Below are 16,077 nucleotides of genomic sequence, written 5' to 3'. Positions count from 1 at the left end.
AATAAGTATAAATACTTAAAGATTTGGTTTGTAGGGGTAAATTGTTTTAATTTTGACAATTATTCAATCTACATATTACTGAAATATGAAACTTTTTATCACCTTGAAATCCAAACGCATTGTTACGTTGGGTTTATTTTTCCTAACCATTTTATTTTTTCTTCCTAATGGCTTTTCGCAAGTTACAATAACCTTGGGGTCAGGTACCTCAACCAGTTCTCAGTCAGGATTGGCTGCTATTAATACGGAGTTTACTGATTCACGGGCACAATACGTGATTAGAAGAGCAGATATTATTAATGCTGGAGGAATTACAGGGAATATTACTTCATTGGCGCTTTATGTGACAGGTACTCCGGGTAGAAATATGCAGGGATTTTCTGTAAAAATGAAAAATACGACTGTTGCCACTCCTGCAGGAATGGATGACGTTGGACTTACAACCGTATATTATAACAGTTCTGAGCCTACTGGTAATTTTTCTTCTGGTGGTTGGCGAACGATTACTTTTTCCACTCCGTTTGGTTGGAATGGATGTGATAATTTGTTGGTTGATATTTGTTTTGATAATTCAGGGTATACTGCAGGAGGAGCTGTCAGGGTTTATAATGCCGGGTATCGGACAACTTCTTATGAATATATGGATCATGGTGATGAACGTCCTGTTGAAGTGGGGTGTACAATGCCGAATTACCACGATCACTTTTCGAATTCACGACCTCAGATGAGGTTGACAATAGTGCCGGGTTCAGGACCTGTTCCCACACAAGTAGGTTCTACTGCCTCTGCTAATGGAACGATTCCGGCAGCACCAAGTTGTACGAATTGGTCGGGAACCTGGTGTGCGGGCTCCGGAACGCATTCGGTTTTGTCTTTAACCAATGGCGTTAACTATACGGTAGAGAATCTGGGAACTGCTGCTTGTGGAACTGCTATGAGTACGGCTTATATGCAGGCCTGGGGAGCGGGTACAACTTGTTCCGGTTTCGGAACACTTAGTTCAGTAGGAACAAATTCTGTTTCATTTAATGCCAACCGTAATGGTGCGCATCGAATTAACGTTACAACAAATATGTGTTCTTCTGCAGCGAACACCTGTGGTGGAGCCACGGGACATGACTTCACGGGACAATCAGCTGTATTGCGTTACCGTCAGAACACGACAGTAACAAATACTACGAGTACCGCTGGTATTTGTTCAGGAGGAACCCTTCCTTTGACGTATACGTTGGGCGGGGCACACAATAACCCTACGGTGAACTGGTCGATTGTTTCCGGAGGGGGAAGTTTTTCGGGATCTAATTACCTGCCGGGAGCATATACGGGTGCAGTAACGCTTCGAGCTACAGTAGGTTATTGCAGCAGCGATGTGAGCTTTACTGTGGGTAGTCCCTCAACAGCTCCTACTTCCGTAACAGGAGGAGGTACCTACTGTCAGGGGAATCAGGTCACACTGACCCAAAGCGGTGGTACCTTAGTGAGTGGAGCTCATTATGAATGGTTCTCGGGCTCATGCGGAAGTACGGTAATTGGTACGGGTCCATCGATAAATGTGAGTCCAGGTAGTGGCACGACGTATTATGTTCGTGCGAGTAGTTCGGGAGGATGTCCTGCGAGTACTTGTGCCTCAACGAGTGTAACGGTTCCTAACCCGAGTGGTTTCCTGTCGATCGATGGAGAATCAGCCACCTGTGTTGTTTCCGAAAACGGTTGGGTTCATTTCTACAACAGCGTTTCGGGTCGTTTGCTTTGTGCCATTAATTCTCATGGACAGAATCTGGGCAATGTAACTGCAACATCGTATGTTCAGGTAGCTCCTTTTGAAATAGATGCCTGTGCTATCCCTACCCCTCAGAACCGTACGGCCGTATTGGGACGTCGTTGGGTGATAACCCCTCAGATTCAGCCCTCAGGTTCGGTTGATGTTCGTTTGTACTTCGATGGTGGTGAATACAGTGCTTTGAGTCCTGTGGCCAACAGCAATGCGAATATGAACGATAACACGGTAACGTATGGAGATTTGTACCTGAGTAAGTATTCGAACCCGTCTGCTCCATCTTTGGTGAATAGTGTGGCTACGGATAACTGCCCGTCGGGTGTTACAACAATCTGGAATAACAGTGGATCAGGAACAGCTTCTTCTGTTATATCGGGATTTGATGCGAATGGATTGTATACGGAGTACACGATCTCCGGTTTCTCTGAATTCTGGTTACATGGCAGTTCGATCAACAGTCCTTTACCTGTTACGCTTACTGGTTTCCGTGCGGAGTGTATGCCGGCAGGTGGAGTAGAATTGAGTTGGGAGACAGCCACAGAGCAGCATTCCTCTCACTATGTTATCGAGCGCAGCCGTGATGGCTATGAATGGGATTATGTGGGCGAGTTGGCGGGAGCTGGTACTACGAATACAGAATCCGCGTATGTGTATCGAGATGCCTCCGTACAGGGTAATGGAATGTATTACCGATTGATACAGGTGGATACGGATGGAGCTGAGACGTTGTACGGACCCGTCCAGTCTTCTTGTGAAGCAACAGAAGATATATTACATGTTTACCCGAATCCGGCGAGTGATGAATTGTTTGTAGAGATAGCTGTTAAGGAGTCTTTGGGCAGTGTACGTATAGGTTTGTATGATATGAGTGGAAAGCGCGTGTATGCACAGGGCACGGAATTAGTGAAAGGACAGACGCTGGTTCAGCTACACAATCTGGGAGTATCTCGTGGAGTATACTTACTACGCATTGACTCAGATAAAGAACATACATTGAAACCTGTTAAGGTGGTGATTAAATAGATTGTTTTAGTTTAGTAATAAATGTAATTAAGGACGTGGAAATAACCACGTCCTTTTTTTATGTTAAATTCATGACACTTTTTGACTTGGAACAACCTATTTCGGGTTAAATTTGTAGTGTGCAGATTATCATTAACATATTAATCGTTACAGGGACCTTTCTCTTTATGGAAGGTTTCGCATGGTTCTTACATAAATATGTAATGCATGGTTTTCTCTGGGGTTTACACAGAGATCATCATGTTCCACATAACAAGAAACTGGAAAGAAATGACTTCTTTTCAACTGTTTTCGGTATTCCATCCTGGTTGTTTATTATGTTCGGGATTATGGATGGACTGGATTGGAAATTGTATGTGGGAATTGGGATTACATTGTACGGAATTTGTTATTTTTTTGTTCACGAAGTTTTAATTCATCAGCGACTACCTTTTTTTAAACACACAGAGAATGTGTACTTCATGGCGCTTCGGAAAGCACATAAAGTACATCATAAACATTTAGGACCTGAAGACGGTGAATGTTTCGGGATGTTATTAGTGCCTCGGAAATATTTTGTTGAAGCGGCTGGCTACCTGAAAAGAAAAAAAGGGAAATAATGCTTACATATCTATATTTGTTTCTAAACATATTTTCTATTTCATATCCACTATTTAAAACGTGGGATGAAAGAGTTTTGATGAGGCAGAACCAAAAAGAAATCTGGTTTTCTATCGTTATAGTAGCATTTGTTTTTATTGTTTGGGACAGTGTCTTTACGAGTTTTGGTTTTTGGGGGTTTAACCAGAATTATCTTGTGGGATTATCAATTGTGAATCTTCCGATTGAAGAAGTGCTATTCTTCTTTTGTATTCCTTATGCTTGCGTTTTTATCTATGAGGTGATCCGTTATTATGATAAAAATAATTCAGTTCAGAAATGGGGAAAGAGAATCAATGTAGTATGGCTTTTGTTAAGTGTAGGGTTGTTGATTACGGGATGGGAGAAGTGGTACACTTTTCTGACAGCAATTCTTCTAATACTATTGCTGTCTGTTCATCAGTTTGTGCTTACGAATAATAGAGCGTATTTGGGGAGGTTTTATTTAGCTTTTCTGTTTATTCTGATTCCGTTTTTACTGGTCAATGGAGTTCTTACAGGGAGTTTTATTCCCGATCAGGTAGTATGGTATAATGAAAGTGAGATAATAGGATTTCGTCTGTATACAATCCCGGTAGAGGATACATTTTATTGCTTACTAATGATGTTGTCGGTAATAACGATTTACGAATCTTCTCTGAGAAGGAAAGGAAATGTTCAAAAGATTGGTTATGAGTGAAAAGAAGTTGACATTAGTGTTGGGGGCAAGTACGAAAGAAGATCGTTATTCTTATCAGGCTTTGTTGTTGTTACAAAAACACCAACATCCGGTTATTGCTGTTGGAAATAGAGAGGGAGTAGTAGGGGAAGCATCTATCGTTCGTTCCATACCCGTTCACGAACCTGTTGATACATTGACCATGTATTTGTCTGCAAGAAATCAAAAAGGATTTTACAAAGATATTCTGAAACTGCATCCGAAAAGAGTGATCTTTAATCCAGGAGCAGAGAATCTGGATTTCGAAAAAGTGTTGAACGAGAACGGGATAAGTACAGAGAATGCGTGTACACTCGTATTGTTATCTGTAGGGAATTATTAATAGAGTAGGATGACAATTCGAGACTTGCTCAAAGAAACGGAACACAGACCTTATGTGCTGCCCTTAGGAAAATGGAAGTACTATCAGGAATGGAATAAAGCTGTTTTTTTGCATTGGAAAGTAGCGATTGATGAACTGAGAACATGTGTTCCCGGGAATTTGGAAATTGATCTTTTTGAAGGGGAAGCATGGGTTTCTGTTGTGGCATTTACAATGAATAAAATCCGTCCCCGGATTTTACCTGCATTTTCTCCAGTTTCGGATTTCGATGAAATCAATATACGTACCTATGTAAGAAGAAACAATAAACAGGGAGTCTATTTTCTAAGTATAGAAGGAGGGAAATTATTGTCTTGTAAAATTGCCAGAGGATTATCAGGACTTCCATACAGATATTCAGGTATGAAGAGAGAGAAGGGTAAATATGCCTCAACAAACGGAAGTTTCGGAGATGTATTGAAGCTGTCTTTTATAACAGGGGAGACTCTCCTTCAAAAAGATTCTCTTGATAAGTGGTTGACAGAACGGTATGCTCTTTTTCAGGATGTAGGGCAGGATATACGTGAATTCGATATTCACCATATAGAATGGCCTCTGAAAAAGATTGATGTTGAGGAATTGACTTTGTCTTACCCCAGATTTTCAGCGTTAGTAAAAGGACAACCGGATAAAATTCATTATTCACCTGGAGTACAGGTTGTTGCCTGGTAAAAAGAAACACCGGGAGTCGTTTACATCCCGGTGAATCCGCTTTTTAGTTGTGTGAAAAAGCAGGGCACAGTCTAAATATTGTGCCCAAAAATTTTAATTGTACAATACGAAGCTGTATCCGCTTGCTCCTCCAGTGAAGGAACTGCTGTAGCTGTTACTGTATATGCGTACGTTTTCGAAGAAGCTGAAACCTGCCGTAGCCGGATTGATTGAATAAAGACCATGTGGGTACAGATACCTTACTGTATAGTTTGTATTCAAATTGGACAACCCATAAGGAGAGGTTGCGTAACCACTACTGTTGTTAAGCATGTTTGAAGGGGAGTCGCTGTCAATGGCTGTTCCATAAGGAGCTCCATTGTAGATTACCCAATAGTCAAACTTCCAGCTTGCCTGAAATCCCCATATTGGTAGATAGTTATTTCTTGTTGCCCAGTTACCAAATCTTCTTTGTTCTGCACGGGCATACCAATAGTAGCTTTGCGAAAGTGAAGAAGTTGTAAAAGAAGAGGAGAAAGTCACAAAACTTCTGTATCTATAGTCAGAACCTCTTGCCGGATCGTTAATCCATCCTCCTCTGTTTCCTGAAGGACCAATTCCACGTGTGAAGTTATACTCCCCATTTAGCTTTTCCTGAGAGTTATAGTCTATTTCTTTGACTATTGCTCCGGTATTGTCATATACCTTCAGAACACTTCCGTTGAATTCATATAGCTGATCGCCTACATGAACTTTTCTGGACGCTCCCAAAACGTAGTGAAAGGATGGATCGGTAACAGATACGCGTGTAGAAATGGATCCGTCTTTTTCTTCCAGTCGTTCAAGAACACCTGTCTGCAGATAGTTAAGGTATTCTTCCGAAGGTTGGTAGTATAGCCCCATTGCTTCATATTCTGCTACTGTTAATCCGGGGTCAACACCTTCGAAAAATTTCTCTATTCGTTGGTTTTCCTGCTCCATTATTCTTTGCTCGATTGATAAAAGAGATTCGAAACCAATTGCTTTTTCCCAGGCTATACGATCGGCATCGTTCATTTCTGCAAGATGAGGCAGGCTGGTTAGAAAATGAGCTTCGTCTTCAAAAACTAACTCCCCATTCGCTGATCGAATAGTACTGTTAGCTTTTTGTTGTGTAATTTTCGAATCACTAGCAGAGATGTTTTCTTTCTGGCAGGAGTGAAATGATGTGATTGCCACTAAGGTAGCAATACCAAAAACAAGTTTTTTCATTGTTTTGAAATTTAGTTATGTAAATAAAGGACTTCGTCAAGAAGAGGTAGGCCTACCATATGCTTGAGTACCAAATGTATCATAAAATCCCATACATGCAAATTTTTTTTCACTTTAATTCACGCGTTTTGTGTGCTGAAAGTGAGGTAAAAAAGAAGGTGTGTCAAGTGAAAATAGGTATAACAATAAAGTGTTATATTTGAAATTGACCCTACCTCATTTTTAGATGAAATTAGGGGATGGGCTATGAAATTGACACAACAGAACTTACAATGCCATGCAGAATATTTTAAAGAAACTGGATGAACGAAGTGGTGAAGAGGTAAAAAAAGTGTTTGCCGAATTATTACAAGACTACCTGACTCCTGCATATGGATCAATGTCAAAACGGGATTTTGATATCCTCCTTTTTATGAAACTTCAACAATTAGGTCTTTTTGAAAAGAATCCCGATTTGTATGAATTGGTATCAGAACTAAGAGTAACTCGTGCAAAGGCCCGAAATCTGTTGTATGAGTCCAAGCTAAGACAGACAAGTAAAGAGGAGTTGGATGACGAGTTGAAAGAAATGCTGAAACGTCCGGTTTTTTTGAAAGACAATGATAAGATCGGAATTGAAATTGGTAACCCGTACCTCATTGATCATTTGCGGGCAAAACTGAAGCAGCTTAATCACATTACGGATGGTTCCTTTTCTCCCGAACTTGTTCGGCTAACAACAGATGCGTTTGTTACACTTTTTGAGTCGTATTTGCCGCAGGATTCCCAAAAGGAAATTAAGAAAGCATTTGTTGCTGTTGGGGCAAAAGAAGATACCTCATTGAAGGGAGTTCTGAAAGGTGTTGTAAAGAAATTAGGTACAAAAGTTGCGGATAAAGCCGGAGGAGCTGTAGCTGATTCAGTTGTTGATTATCTGGGGCCTATTATTACAGGAAGTGCTGAGGCAATTAAAAGGGTGTTTTCCGGGTTTTTTAAGGACGAGGAATAGCTGCTGTATTATCCTGCAGCATTGTAAGTGGTGTAAAAAAAACAAAAAGCCAGAATAGCAGATAGTGGTGTCATAACAGCTCGTTCTTTTTTACTTGGAGAAACTAAATTCAGGATGGTATTAAGGCAAAGATAACTGCCAAAAGAGTAGCCTGCATAGTCATGCCAGGTGGTTAAATCGTTAGGTTGAATAACGTTTCCTAAACTCAGTAAAACATAAAGAGCAAAGCTCAGTAGTATCGCTGACACAATACTGGCAATCCGAAGTATTGGTGGAAATACTTTATGCTTGCCTCCCATTGAGTATTCGCCCAGAGGGAATCCTAATGCGAGTAGTACCTGAAAAAGGATAAGTAGTACAATACACAGAGAGCCGATCCAGGCTGTTACCATTTTTTATTTTTTAGGTCGAATTTACGAAATAAACCATTCCTGAGAGGAGTGTTTAACTCTGATTTTCCTGATTTGAAAGCGTGTTTTTAATACGTCTTTTCTGCTGTTTATTGCATGTTCTACTGTTGATAACTCCCCTTATTTGTTCACAAACGATTTTTAATTACCACTTTTTACCACTTTTTATTATTCCTCTAAAAGTACTGTGTATAATGGTTTTTTGAGTTGTTTTTGTAACCTTATGTGCTTCTTGATCGTATTAAGTTTTCAACAATGAGTAAAGAAGTGGTAAAAAGTGGGGATTTCTTCCTTAATTTTACCCATTATTAGAAGTCATGGCTGGATTAGTAGGTGAATATGAGGTGAAGCTCGATGCTAAAGGGCGTTTTCTCTTTCCTTCGGGATTGAGGAAGCAACTCTCGCCTGCTGCCCAGGAAAATTTCATGTTAAATAAAGGTTTTGAAGATTGTTTAACGCTTTATCCAATGAATGAATGGGATAAGTTGAGTGAGCAATTGTCAAAGATGAATCTCTTTAAGCCGAAAAACAGAATGTTTTATCGTCTGTTTCATCAGGGAGCGAAAGCCGTAGGGCTTGATTCTGCTGGTCGTATTCATATTCCAGTAACACATATGGAACGGGTAGGTTTGTCGAAAGAGGTGATGTTGATTGCGTATAATGACCGGATTGAGATCTGGGATAAGCACCATTATTTTGACATGATTGATTCGAACATGGCTGATTTTGCCGATTTGGCAGATGAAGTAATGGGTGGATTAGAAAATGAAGAATAACGAAGAAACGTACCACATACCGGTTCTCCTGAATGAGTGTATTGACGCATTGGATATTCGTCCTGACGGGCGCTATGTGGATGTTACATTTGGTGGAGGAGGGCATTCTCGTGAAATCTTTAAACTTCTTGGAGAAAAAGGGCATCTGATTGGTTTTGATCAGGATCCGGATGCGAAAAACAACGCATGGGATGCAGCTAACTTTACGTTTATTGCAGGAAATTTTGCGTATCTCAAAAATCAGCTTCGTATGTTCGGGCTTCTTCCGGTAGATGGAATACTGGCGGATTTGGGTGTTTCCTCTCATCAGTTTGATAGTGGTGAAAGAGGGTTCTCAATTCGAATGGACGATGAGCTGGATATGCGGATGAATCAATCCGGAAAACTGACGGCCCGGTATGTAGTAAACGAATACGATGAGGAGAACCTGTACCGTGTTTTGCGCGAATACGGAGAAGTGCAGAGTCTGAAAAGAACAGTTGAAGCTATCGTCAGAGCGCGCCAGATTGAACCGATAATAACCACCGGGCAACTAAAAGAAGTAATTCAACCGATTGCACAAAAAGGAAAAGAGCATAAGTTTCTTGCGCAGGTTTTTCAGGCGATTCGCATTGAAGTTAATGACGAAATCAACGTGTTGAAGAAAATGCTGGAACAAGCTGTAGAGGTATTGAAACCGGGGGGGAGACTGGTCGTGATATCCTATCATTCATTGGAGGATCGGTTGGTGAAAAACTTTATGAAACGGGGAAGTTTTGACGGAAAGATTGAAAAAGACTTTTACGGAAATATTGTAAAACCCCTCGAAGAAGTGAATCGCAAACCAATATTGCCTTCTGATGAAGAAATGGAAAGGAATTCACGGTCGCGAAGTGCTAAGCTGAGAATTGCTGTAAAACTGGACACGGGTGTCAAATAAGTATGTAGATAAAGAGCAGCAGGAAGCTGAGAAGCCTGATAATGCAAAACCCGGAAAAAAAATGAAGGGTTCAAAAACAGTTTCCCAGATCCTGAGTGGAGATTTTCTTACACGTGAATTCGTGATCGAAAATCTCGGGTTTATCTTCTATGTAATGTTGCTCTTGCTTTTGTTGATTACCAAAGGGTATTATGTAAAACAAGTCTCGGATAATGTAATAAAGACAGAAGCAGAATTGGATGAGATTGTGTCTGATTATGTTGAGTTAAAAGCACGTTTTCAGGAAGAGACGGCAAGGGGGAAATTGCTGGAGAAACTGGAAGGGACGGGATTGATTGAATCAATTGATCCTCCGAAAGTAATACGGGTAAAAGAAGAAAAGGAGTAATTCTGGAAGAGAGAAAAAGCATATTATGGAAAGTGTACCTGATGTATTTCGGGTTTGTACTCATCATGCTTACCGTGTTGGTCAAAACGGTTATGATCCAGGTTGAAGGGAGAGATAATATCCTTGTGGGAGAATCTGAGCGGATAAAAATGGTGGAGGTACCTATCGAATCGCGCAGAGGGCAGATCTTGGATGATAAAGGAAATCCATTGGTTACATCTGTTTCTTTTTATGAGATTCGAATGGATCCTACTGTTGTGAAAAAAGAAATCTTTGATAAGGATTTGGATTCATTGGCTTTGATGTTGAGCAAAGTGTATCCTGAAAAATCTTCACGTGGATATGCTGAGATGATCAGAAAAGCGCGTGCTTCAGGTAATCGTTTTCTTTTGATCCGCAGAAAAGCGACGAATGAAGAAAGGAAAAAGCTCCGGACATTTCCGATTTTCCGGGAAGGGAGAAATAAAGGCGGGATAATCGATAATATAGAAACGATCGTTCGGAAACGTCCTCACGGAATTCTTGCACACCGGACTTTAGGATATGTGAACGAAGATGTGCGGGTAGGTTTGGAAGCTGCGTATGATGAAGTGCTTGCCGGAGAGCAGGGGATTGAATTAAAGCAGCGTTTGGAAACAGGTTTGAAACCTACCGGATCAATATTGAAAGAAACAGTAGACGGATCAGATATCGTTACAACTATAGATAAAGATATTCAGGAAGTAGCGGAGAATGAACTGATGAACCAATTGATCAGTGAAAATGCCCGACATGGTTCTGTTATTGTGATGGAAGTGAAAACAGGAAAAATCAAGGCTATTGCAAATCTACAGAGAACGGAGTCAGGGGCATATTTTGAGACATACAATTTTGCTGTAGGACTAAAAAGTTACCCCGGATCAACAATAAAGTTAGCTTCTCTTATGGCATTATTAGAGGATGGCAAAATAAACATTGAAGATACGGTTAAGGCTACAGGAGTATTTAATTTTTATAATGCCAAATTGCATGATACAGGAAACCGCGCATACGGATGGATTAGTATAAAAAGAGCATTTGAACTTTCGTCAAATGTAATTGCAAGAGTAGTGGATGAGGCATACAAAGATGATCCTATGAAGTTTGTGGATCGCCTTCGTTCATTTGGGCTTAGTGAGTCGTTAGGGCTTGAAATTGCAGGAGAACCAGAACCAACCATGTACCAACCGGGTGACCCAAGCTGGTCAAAGATTTCTATTCCCTGGATGTCAATAGGCTATGAAATACAGTTAACACCACTCCAGACATTGACGTTTTATAATGCTGTGGCTAATAACGGGACTGTTATGAAGCCGCAGTTTGTGAGTCAGATCCGCAAAAACGGAATTGTTGAAAAGGAATTTGATCCGGTGGTATTGCGACAGAATATTTGTTCAGAAAATACAATCAATATTCTGAAAGCATGTCTGGAAGGGGTCGTGGAAAACGGAACAGGGAAGAGTTTGCAATCCGCGAATTTTAAGATCGCAGGAAAAACAGGTACTTCACGATTGGATGCAGGACCTGATAGTGAAGAAGGGTTAAAGCACCAGGCGTCATTCTGTGGATATTTTCCTGCAGATGATCCCATTTATTCATGTATCGTAGTAATTGCAGCTCCATCGAGGAATATTTACGGGTCAAAGGTTTCGGGGACTGTTTTCTCAGCTATTGCAAACAAAGTGTATTCAACTCACCTGAAGTACCAGAAAGCTATAAATGAACAGCAATTACTGGCGCAGGTTACACCACCTTCGTTGGATGGACATAGCGGAGATTTAGATATGATCTTGAATAACCTGCACATTAAAAAGAAAAAGAACAGTGGAAACGATTGGGTTTCGACAACTGCTAAGGAAAAGTTTGTCGAACTGAATAAAAGAGAAGTGGTAAAAGGACTGGTTCCTAATGTCGTAGGAATGGGATTGAAAGACGCATTGTACCTGTTGGGGAACGAGGGGTTGTATGTTGAAGTGTCCGGTACAGGACATGTCGTTCACCAATCTATTATGCCGGGAGTGAAATCTCCCGCAGGAGGGGTGATAAAGCTGGAATTGAGATGATGAAAAAGGTCAGAGAAATAGTATACGGAGTTGCATTGAAAGAGGTGACAGGAACCACTGATTACGAAGTCGGGGAAGTGGTTTTTGATTCGAGAAAAGCGGTGGAAGGAACTCTTTTTGTTGCTGTTAAGGGTGTGGCGAATGACGGTCATGATTATATCGGGAGTGCAATTGCTGCCGGATGTCGGGCTATTATTTGCGAAAAAATTATTGATGTAGTGGAAGGAGTAAATTACTATGTGGTAGAAAACTCTTCCAGAGCATTGGGAATAATTGCTTCTAATTTTTACGATAACCCCTCTGAAAAAATTACACTGGTTGGAGTTACAGGAACAAACGGAAAAACGACAACGACAACACTGTTGCATCAGCTGTTTTCAGGCTTGGGTTATAAGTCAGGACTCCTTTCGACGGTTGTTAATAAAATTGGCGATGAAGATATTCCTTCGACACATACGACGCCCGATCCGATTGCTTTGAATACGCTGTTAGCGAAAATGGTGGAAGAAGGTTGTGAATATTGTTTTATGGAAGTGAGTTCGCATGCAATTCATCAGAATAGAATAGCAGGACTTAGGTTTTCGGGAGCGGTGTTTACAAATATTACGCACGATCATCTGGATTATCACGGAACATTTAAAGAATATATCCAGGCGAAAAAGGCATTCTTTGATCAGCTTCCGTCATCCGCTTTTGCTTTGACAAATGCCGATGATAAAAATGGTAGTGTGATGCTCCAGAACACGCTGGCAAAAAAGAGTACGTATGGAATCCGGTCAATGGCGGATTATAAATTAAGGGTGCTGGAGAATCAGTTCAGTGGATTGGTACTTTCTATTGATGGAACAGAAGTCTGGACTAAACTGATCGGAGATTTTAATGCCTACAATTTACTCGCAGTTTTTGCGGTAAGTCAATTATTGGGACAAGATAAAATAGAAGTACTTACTGAAATGAGCAAGTTGGGATCGGTCAACGGGCGGTTTGAATATACGGTAAGTAAAACAGGTGTTACTGCGATTATTGATTATGCGCACACGCCGGATGCACTGGAGAATGTACTGAAAACCATCGCAAATATCAGAACGGGAAACGAAACGGTCTTTACAGTCGTTGGTTGTGGTGGAGACAGAGATAAAACCAAGCGACCGAAGATGGCTGAAATAGCGTGTGAAATGGGAGATCGCGTTATTCTGACTTCAGATAATCCGAGAACAGAAGATCCGGCTGCTATTATTGAAGATATGATGGCAGGAGTGGGAGGTCATAATTTTAAAAAGACAATTTCCATTACTGATCGCAAAGAAGCTATAAAGACGGCCATTAGTTTGTCTGAACCGGGAGATATAATTCTGGTTGCAGGGAAAGGGCATGAAACCTATCAGGAGATAAACGGAGTGAAACACGACTTTGACGATAAAGCAATTGTTAACGAACTATTTATAAAACTGGAGAAATAATGCTGTACTATTTATTTGAATACCTGGATGAATTAGACTTCCCCGGAGCGGGATTGTTCGACTACATTTCGTTTCGTGCCGGAATGGCACTGATTTTTTCGCTAATAGTATCAATTGTTTTCGGAAGCAGAATCATTAACTATCTGAGAAAATTGCAGATTGGTGAAACAGTGCGTGATCTGGGCCTGAAGGGGCAAAAGGAAAAAGAAGGAACCCCGACAATGGGAGGTGTCATTATCCTGAGTGCAATTCTTATCCCGACCATATTGTTTGCTAAACTGGATAACGTCTATGTTATTACCATGTTGATTTCAACCGTGTGGTTAGGGTTGATTGGGTTTCTGGATGATTACATTAAAGTTTTTAAGAAGAATAAAGAAGGGTTAAAAGGGAAGTTTAAAGTAATCGGACAAATCGGAGTGGGAGTGATCGTCGGGTCCATACTGTATTTTCATCCCGATGTGCAGGTGCATAAAAAAGTTCCTAAAGATTACGTGCTTCAGACGAATGAAATGGAAGTATCTCATTTTCATGATACTTCTCTTGAGGAAAATAAAACATTTAAGTGGATTCGTACCAAAGACATGACCACTACCATTCCTTTTGTTAAAAACAACGAGTTCAATTACAACTGGCTTGGAGGGGATCATAGCACAAACTGGGGGTGGCTTTGGTTCATTCCGATCGTAATCTTTATCGTGATTGCCGTTTCAAATGGAGCTAATATGACGGACGGTCTGGATGGATTGGCCACAGGCTCTTCTGCAATTATTGGTATCGCTTTGGCTGTCTTTGCCTATGTTAGTTCCAATGCCCGCTTCGCAGATTACCTCAATGTGATGTATATCCCTATGGCGGAAGAGATGGTGATTTTTATTGCTGCTTTCGTGGGGGCTTGTATTGGATTTTTGTGGTACAATGCTTACCCGGCGCAAGTGTTCATGGGAGATACGGGTAGTCTTGCACTAGGAGGGATGATTGCTGTTTTTGCCATTTCCATCCGTAAAGAATTGTTGATTCCTGTATTGTGTGGAATTTTCCTGATCGAAAACCTGTCAGTGATGCTGCAGGTGGGGTATTTCAAATACACCAAGAAAAAATTTGGAGATGGGCGGCGTATTTTCAAAATGGCTCCGCTCCATCACCACTACCAGAAGTTAGGTATGCATGAAGCAAAAATTGTAGCCCGTTTCTGGATTGTAGGAATTCTGTTGGCAGTAATAAGTATCGTAACACTGAAATTGAGATAGTGCGCTATACAAATAGTCATATCGTTGTTTTGGGTGCCGGTGAGAGTGGGGTCGGCGCAGCATTACTGGCTGTAAAGTTTGGTAATAAAGTACTGGTTTCTGATCGCGGACAGATTAAGGCTGCCTTTAAGAAGGAGTTGGAAGAGAATTCCATTCCTTTTGAAGAAGGGAAGCATTCTGAGTCTGAAATTTTAACAGCTGATTTGGTTGTGAAAAGTCCGGGGATTCCTGATACAGCACCCTTGGTAGTAGCGCTTCGAGAAAAGAATATTCCGGTGGTTTCGGAAATTGAATTTGCAGGATATTATTCAGCAGCTAAGACGATATGTATTACAGGAAGTAATGGAAAGACGACAACAACCTTATTAATCCATCATCTGCTGAAGAAAGCAGGGTTTGATGCCGGGTTAGGAGGGAATGTTGGTACGAGTTATGCTCGTCAGGTGGCAGAAAAAGACAGAGAATGGTTTGTTCTTGAGCTGAGTTCATTTCAGTTGGACGGAATGTTTGAATTTAAACCTACAATTTCGGTTCTGTTGAATATTACTCCTGACCACCTGGATCGGTACAATTATGAAATGCAGAACTACGTGAATTCTAAGTTCAGAATTCTACAAAACATGGATCATGATAGTTGGTTCATATACAATATGGACGATCCGATCATTACAAGCGAGATAAAAAAGAGAAAGCCGGAAACAAATTGTGTCCCTTTCTCAATAAAACAGCCGGTCAGTTTTGGCGGCTTTTCAGATAGCAAACAAATAACAATTATAATTAAAGACCAGTTCACTATGTCTATTCACGATTTAGCAATGAAGGGTAAGCACAATACCCAAAATTCCCTTGCTGCAGGGATTGCAGGAAGAATTCTGGAAATCAGAAAGGAAATTGTGCGCGAGAGTTTGTCCGATTTTCAAAACGTAGAGCACCGACTTGAGTTTGTGGCGCGGGTAAACGGAATTGAATTTATTAACGATTCAAAAGCGACCAATGTAAACTCTACCTGGTATGCACTGGAGAGTATGGAGAAACCAACTGTTTGGATAGTAGGTGGTGTTGATAAAGGAAATGATTACTCAGAACTAATTGATTTGGTAAAAGAGAAAGTGAAAGCGATCATTTGCCTGGGAACAGATAACTCAAAAATCATTGAGACGTTTAAATCGGTGGTTCCTACCATTGTCGAAGCCTCTTCGTCCGAAGAAGCAGTTGCTTTTGGATATCGATTGGCAGCTAAAGAAGAAACGGTTTTACTTTCTCCTGCTTGCGCAAGTTTTGATTTATTCGAAAACTACGAGGATAGAGGAAATCAATTTAAGACAGCTGTACGAGCTCTTTAATGATATCGACGTATAATCACGGGGATGAAATCTGTGCGATGA

Annotated in this window: 15 protein-coding genes; 13 read left to right on the top strand and 2 right to left on the bottom strand. The window is 40.8% G+C overall.

What is annotated here, in order from left to right; translation table 11 throughout:
- The first annotated feature begins 85 nt into the window (after positions 1-85).
- The 5 genes from ABDZ97_RS16720 (at position 86) to ABDZ97_RS16700 (ending at position 5,190) form a co-directional block, all read left to right on the top strand.
- On the top strand, positions 86-2,800 hold the full coding sequence (locus ABDZ97_RS16720; RefSeq protein WP_343790561.1) for a T9SS type A sorting domain-containing protein: 2,715 nt from the start codon (positions 86-88) through the stop codon (positions 2,798-2,800).
- A gap of 119 nt (positions 2,801-2,919) precedes the next feature.
- A complete protein-coding gene (locus ABDZ97_RS16715) occupies positions 2,920-3,399 on the top strand; it encodes a sterol desaturase family protein (RefSeq protein WP_343790558.1) in 480 nt (159 codons plus the stop codon).
- Positions 3,399-4,118, top strand: coding sequence for a lycopene cyclase domain-containing protein (locus ABDZ97_RS16710; protein ID WP_343790555.1), 720 nt, complete (start codon positions 3,399-3,401; stop codon positions 4,116-4,118). Before ABDZ97_RS16715 ends, ABDZ97_RS16710 begins: the two co-directional genes overlap by 1 nt.
- Positions 4,111-4,479: a CoA-binding protein gene (locus ABDZ97_RS16705; protein ID WP_343790552.1), complete on the top strand. Its 369-nt coding sequence runs from the start codon at positions 4,111-4,113 to the stop codon at positions 4,477-4,479. Before ABDZ97_RS16710 ends, ABDZ97_RS16705 begins: the two co-directional genes overlap by 8 nt.
- 9 nt (positions 4,480-4,488) lie before the next feature.
- Positions 4,489-5,190: a YqjF family protein gene (locus tag ABDZ97_RS16700; protein ID WP_343790549.1), complete on the top strand. Its 702-nt coding sequence runs from the start codon at positions 4,489-4,491 to the stop codon at positions 5,188-5,190.
- Positions 5,191-5,283: 93 nt separating this feature from the next.
- Here the strand turns inward: ABDZ97_RS16700 and ABDZ97_RS16695 are convergent, their stop codons facing one another.
- Positions 5,284-6,420, bottom strand: a complete 1,137-nt coding sequence (locus tag ABDZ97_RS16695; protein WP_343790546.1) for a hypothetical protein — start codon at positions 6,418-6,420, stop codon at positions 5,284-5,286.
- A gap of 277 nt (positions 6,421-6,697) precedes the next feature.
- Between ABDZ97_RS16695 and ABDZ97_RS16690 the strand changes: the two genes are divergently transcribed.
- Entirely contained in the window at positions 6,698-7,408 is a 711-nt protein-coding gene (locus ABDZ97_RS16690; RefSeq protein ID WP_343790543.1) for a hypothetical protein, read from the top strand.
- An 8-nt stretch (positions 7,409-7,416) separates the two neighbouring features.
- Here the strand turns inward: ABDZ97_RS16690 and ABDZ97_RS16685 are convergent, their stop codons facing one another.
- Positions 7,417-7,800 carry a hypothetical protein gene (locus ABDZ97_RS16685; protein ID WP_343790540.1) on the bottom strand — a complete coding sequence of 128 codons (384 nt, stop codon included), beginning with the start codon at positions 7,798-7,800 and terminating at the stop codon, positions 7,417-7,419.
- 335 nt (positions 7,801-8,135) lie between these two features.
- On the opposite strand from ABDZ97_RS16685, the gene mraZ reads away from it, so the two are divergent.
- Genes mraZ through murD form a run of 7 tightly spaced genes read left to right on the top strand, consistent with a single transcriptional unit; the run spans position 8,136 to position 16,035 of the window.
- A complete protein-coding gene (mraZ, locus tag ABDZ97_RS16680) occupies positions 8,136-8,594 on the top strand; it encodes a division/cell wall cluster transcriptional repressor MraZ (RefSeq protein ID WP_343790537.1) in 459 nt (152 codons plus the stop codon).
- Positions 8,584-9,513: a 16S rRNA (cytosine(1402)-N(4))-methyltransferase RsmH gene (gene rsmH, locus ABDZ97_RS16675; protein ID WP_343790534.1), complete on the top strand. Its 930-nt coding sequence runs from the start codon at positions 8,584-8,586 to the stop codon at positions 9,511-9,513. The genes mraZ and rsmH overlap by 11 nt, the downstream gene beginning before the upstream one ends.
- Positions 9,503-9,901, top strand: a complete 399-nt coding sequence (locus ABDZ97_RS16670) for an FtsL-like putative cell division protein (RefSeq protein WP_343790531.1) — start codon at positions 9,503-9,505, stop codon at positions 9,899-9,901. Before rsmH ends, ABDZ97_RS16670 begins: the two co-directional genes overlap by 11 nt.
- Positions 9,902-9,942: 41 nt before the next feature.
- Positions 9,943-11,982, top strand: a complete 2,040-nt coding sequence (locus ABDZ97_RS16665; RefSeq protein ID WP_343790528.1) for a penicillin-binding protein — start codon at positions 9,943-9,945, stop codon at positions 11,980-11,982.
- Complete coding sequence (locus ABDZ97_RS16660; protein ID WP_343790525.1) at positions 11,979-13,442, top strand: UDP-N-acetylmuramoyl-L-alanyl-D-glutamate--2,6-diaminopimelate ligase; 1,464 nt, start codon at positions 11,979-11,981, stop codon at positions 13,440-13,442. Before ABDZ97_RS16665 ends, ABDZ97_RS16660 begins: the two co-directional genes overlap by 4 nt.
- The gene (gene mraY / locus ABDZ97_RS16655) at positions 13,442-14,692 is read left to right on the top strand and encodes a phospho-N-acetylmuramoyl-pentapeptide-transferase (protein ID WP_343790520.1); all 1,251 of its coding nucleotides are present in this window, start codon (positions 13,442-13,444) and stop codon (positions 14,690-14,692) included. The genes ABDZ97_RS16660 and mraY overlap by 1 nt, the downstream gene beginning before the upstream one ends.
- A complete protein-coding gene (gene murD / locus ABDZ97_RS16650; RefSeq protein WP_343790517.1) occupies positions 14,692-16,035 on the top strand; it encodes a UDP-N-acetylmuramoyl-L-alanine--D-glutamate ligase in 1,344 nt (447 codons plus the stop codon). Before mraY ends, murD begins: the two co-directional genes overlap by 1 nt.
- Positions 16,036-16,077 lie beyond the last annotated feature (42 nt).

This window comes from Wandonia haliotis, assembly GCF_039523435.1.
GTDB classification, from domain to species: domain Bacteria; phylum Bacteroidota; class Bacteroidia; order Flavobacteriales_D; family Crocinitomicaceae; genus Wandonia; species Wandonia haliotis.
Note: the sequence above shows the minus strand (reverse complement) of the source record. Positions and strands in the feature narration are given on the sequence as shown.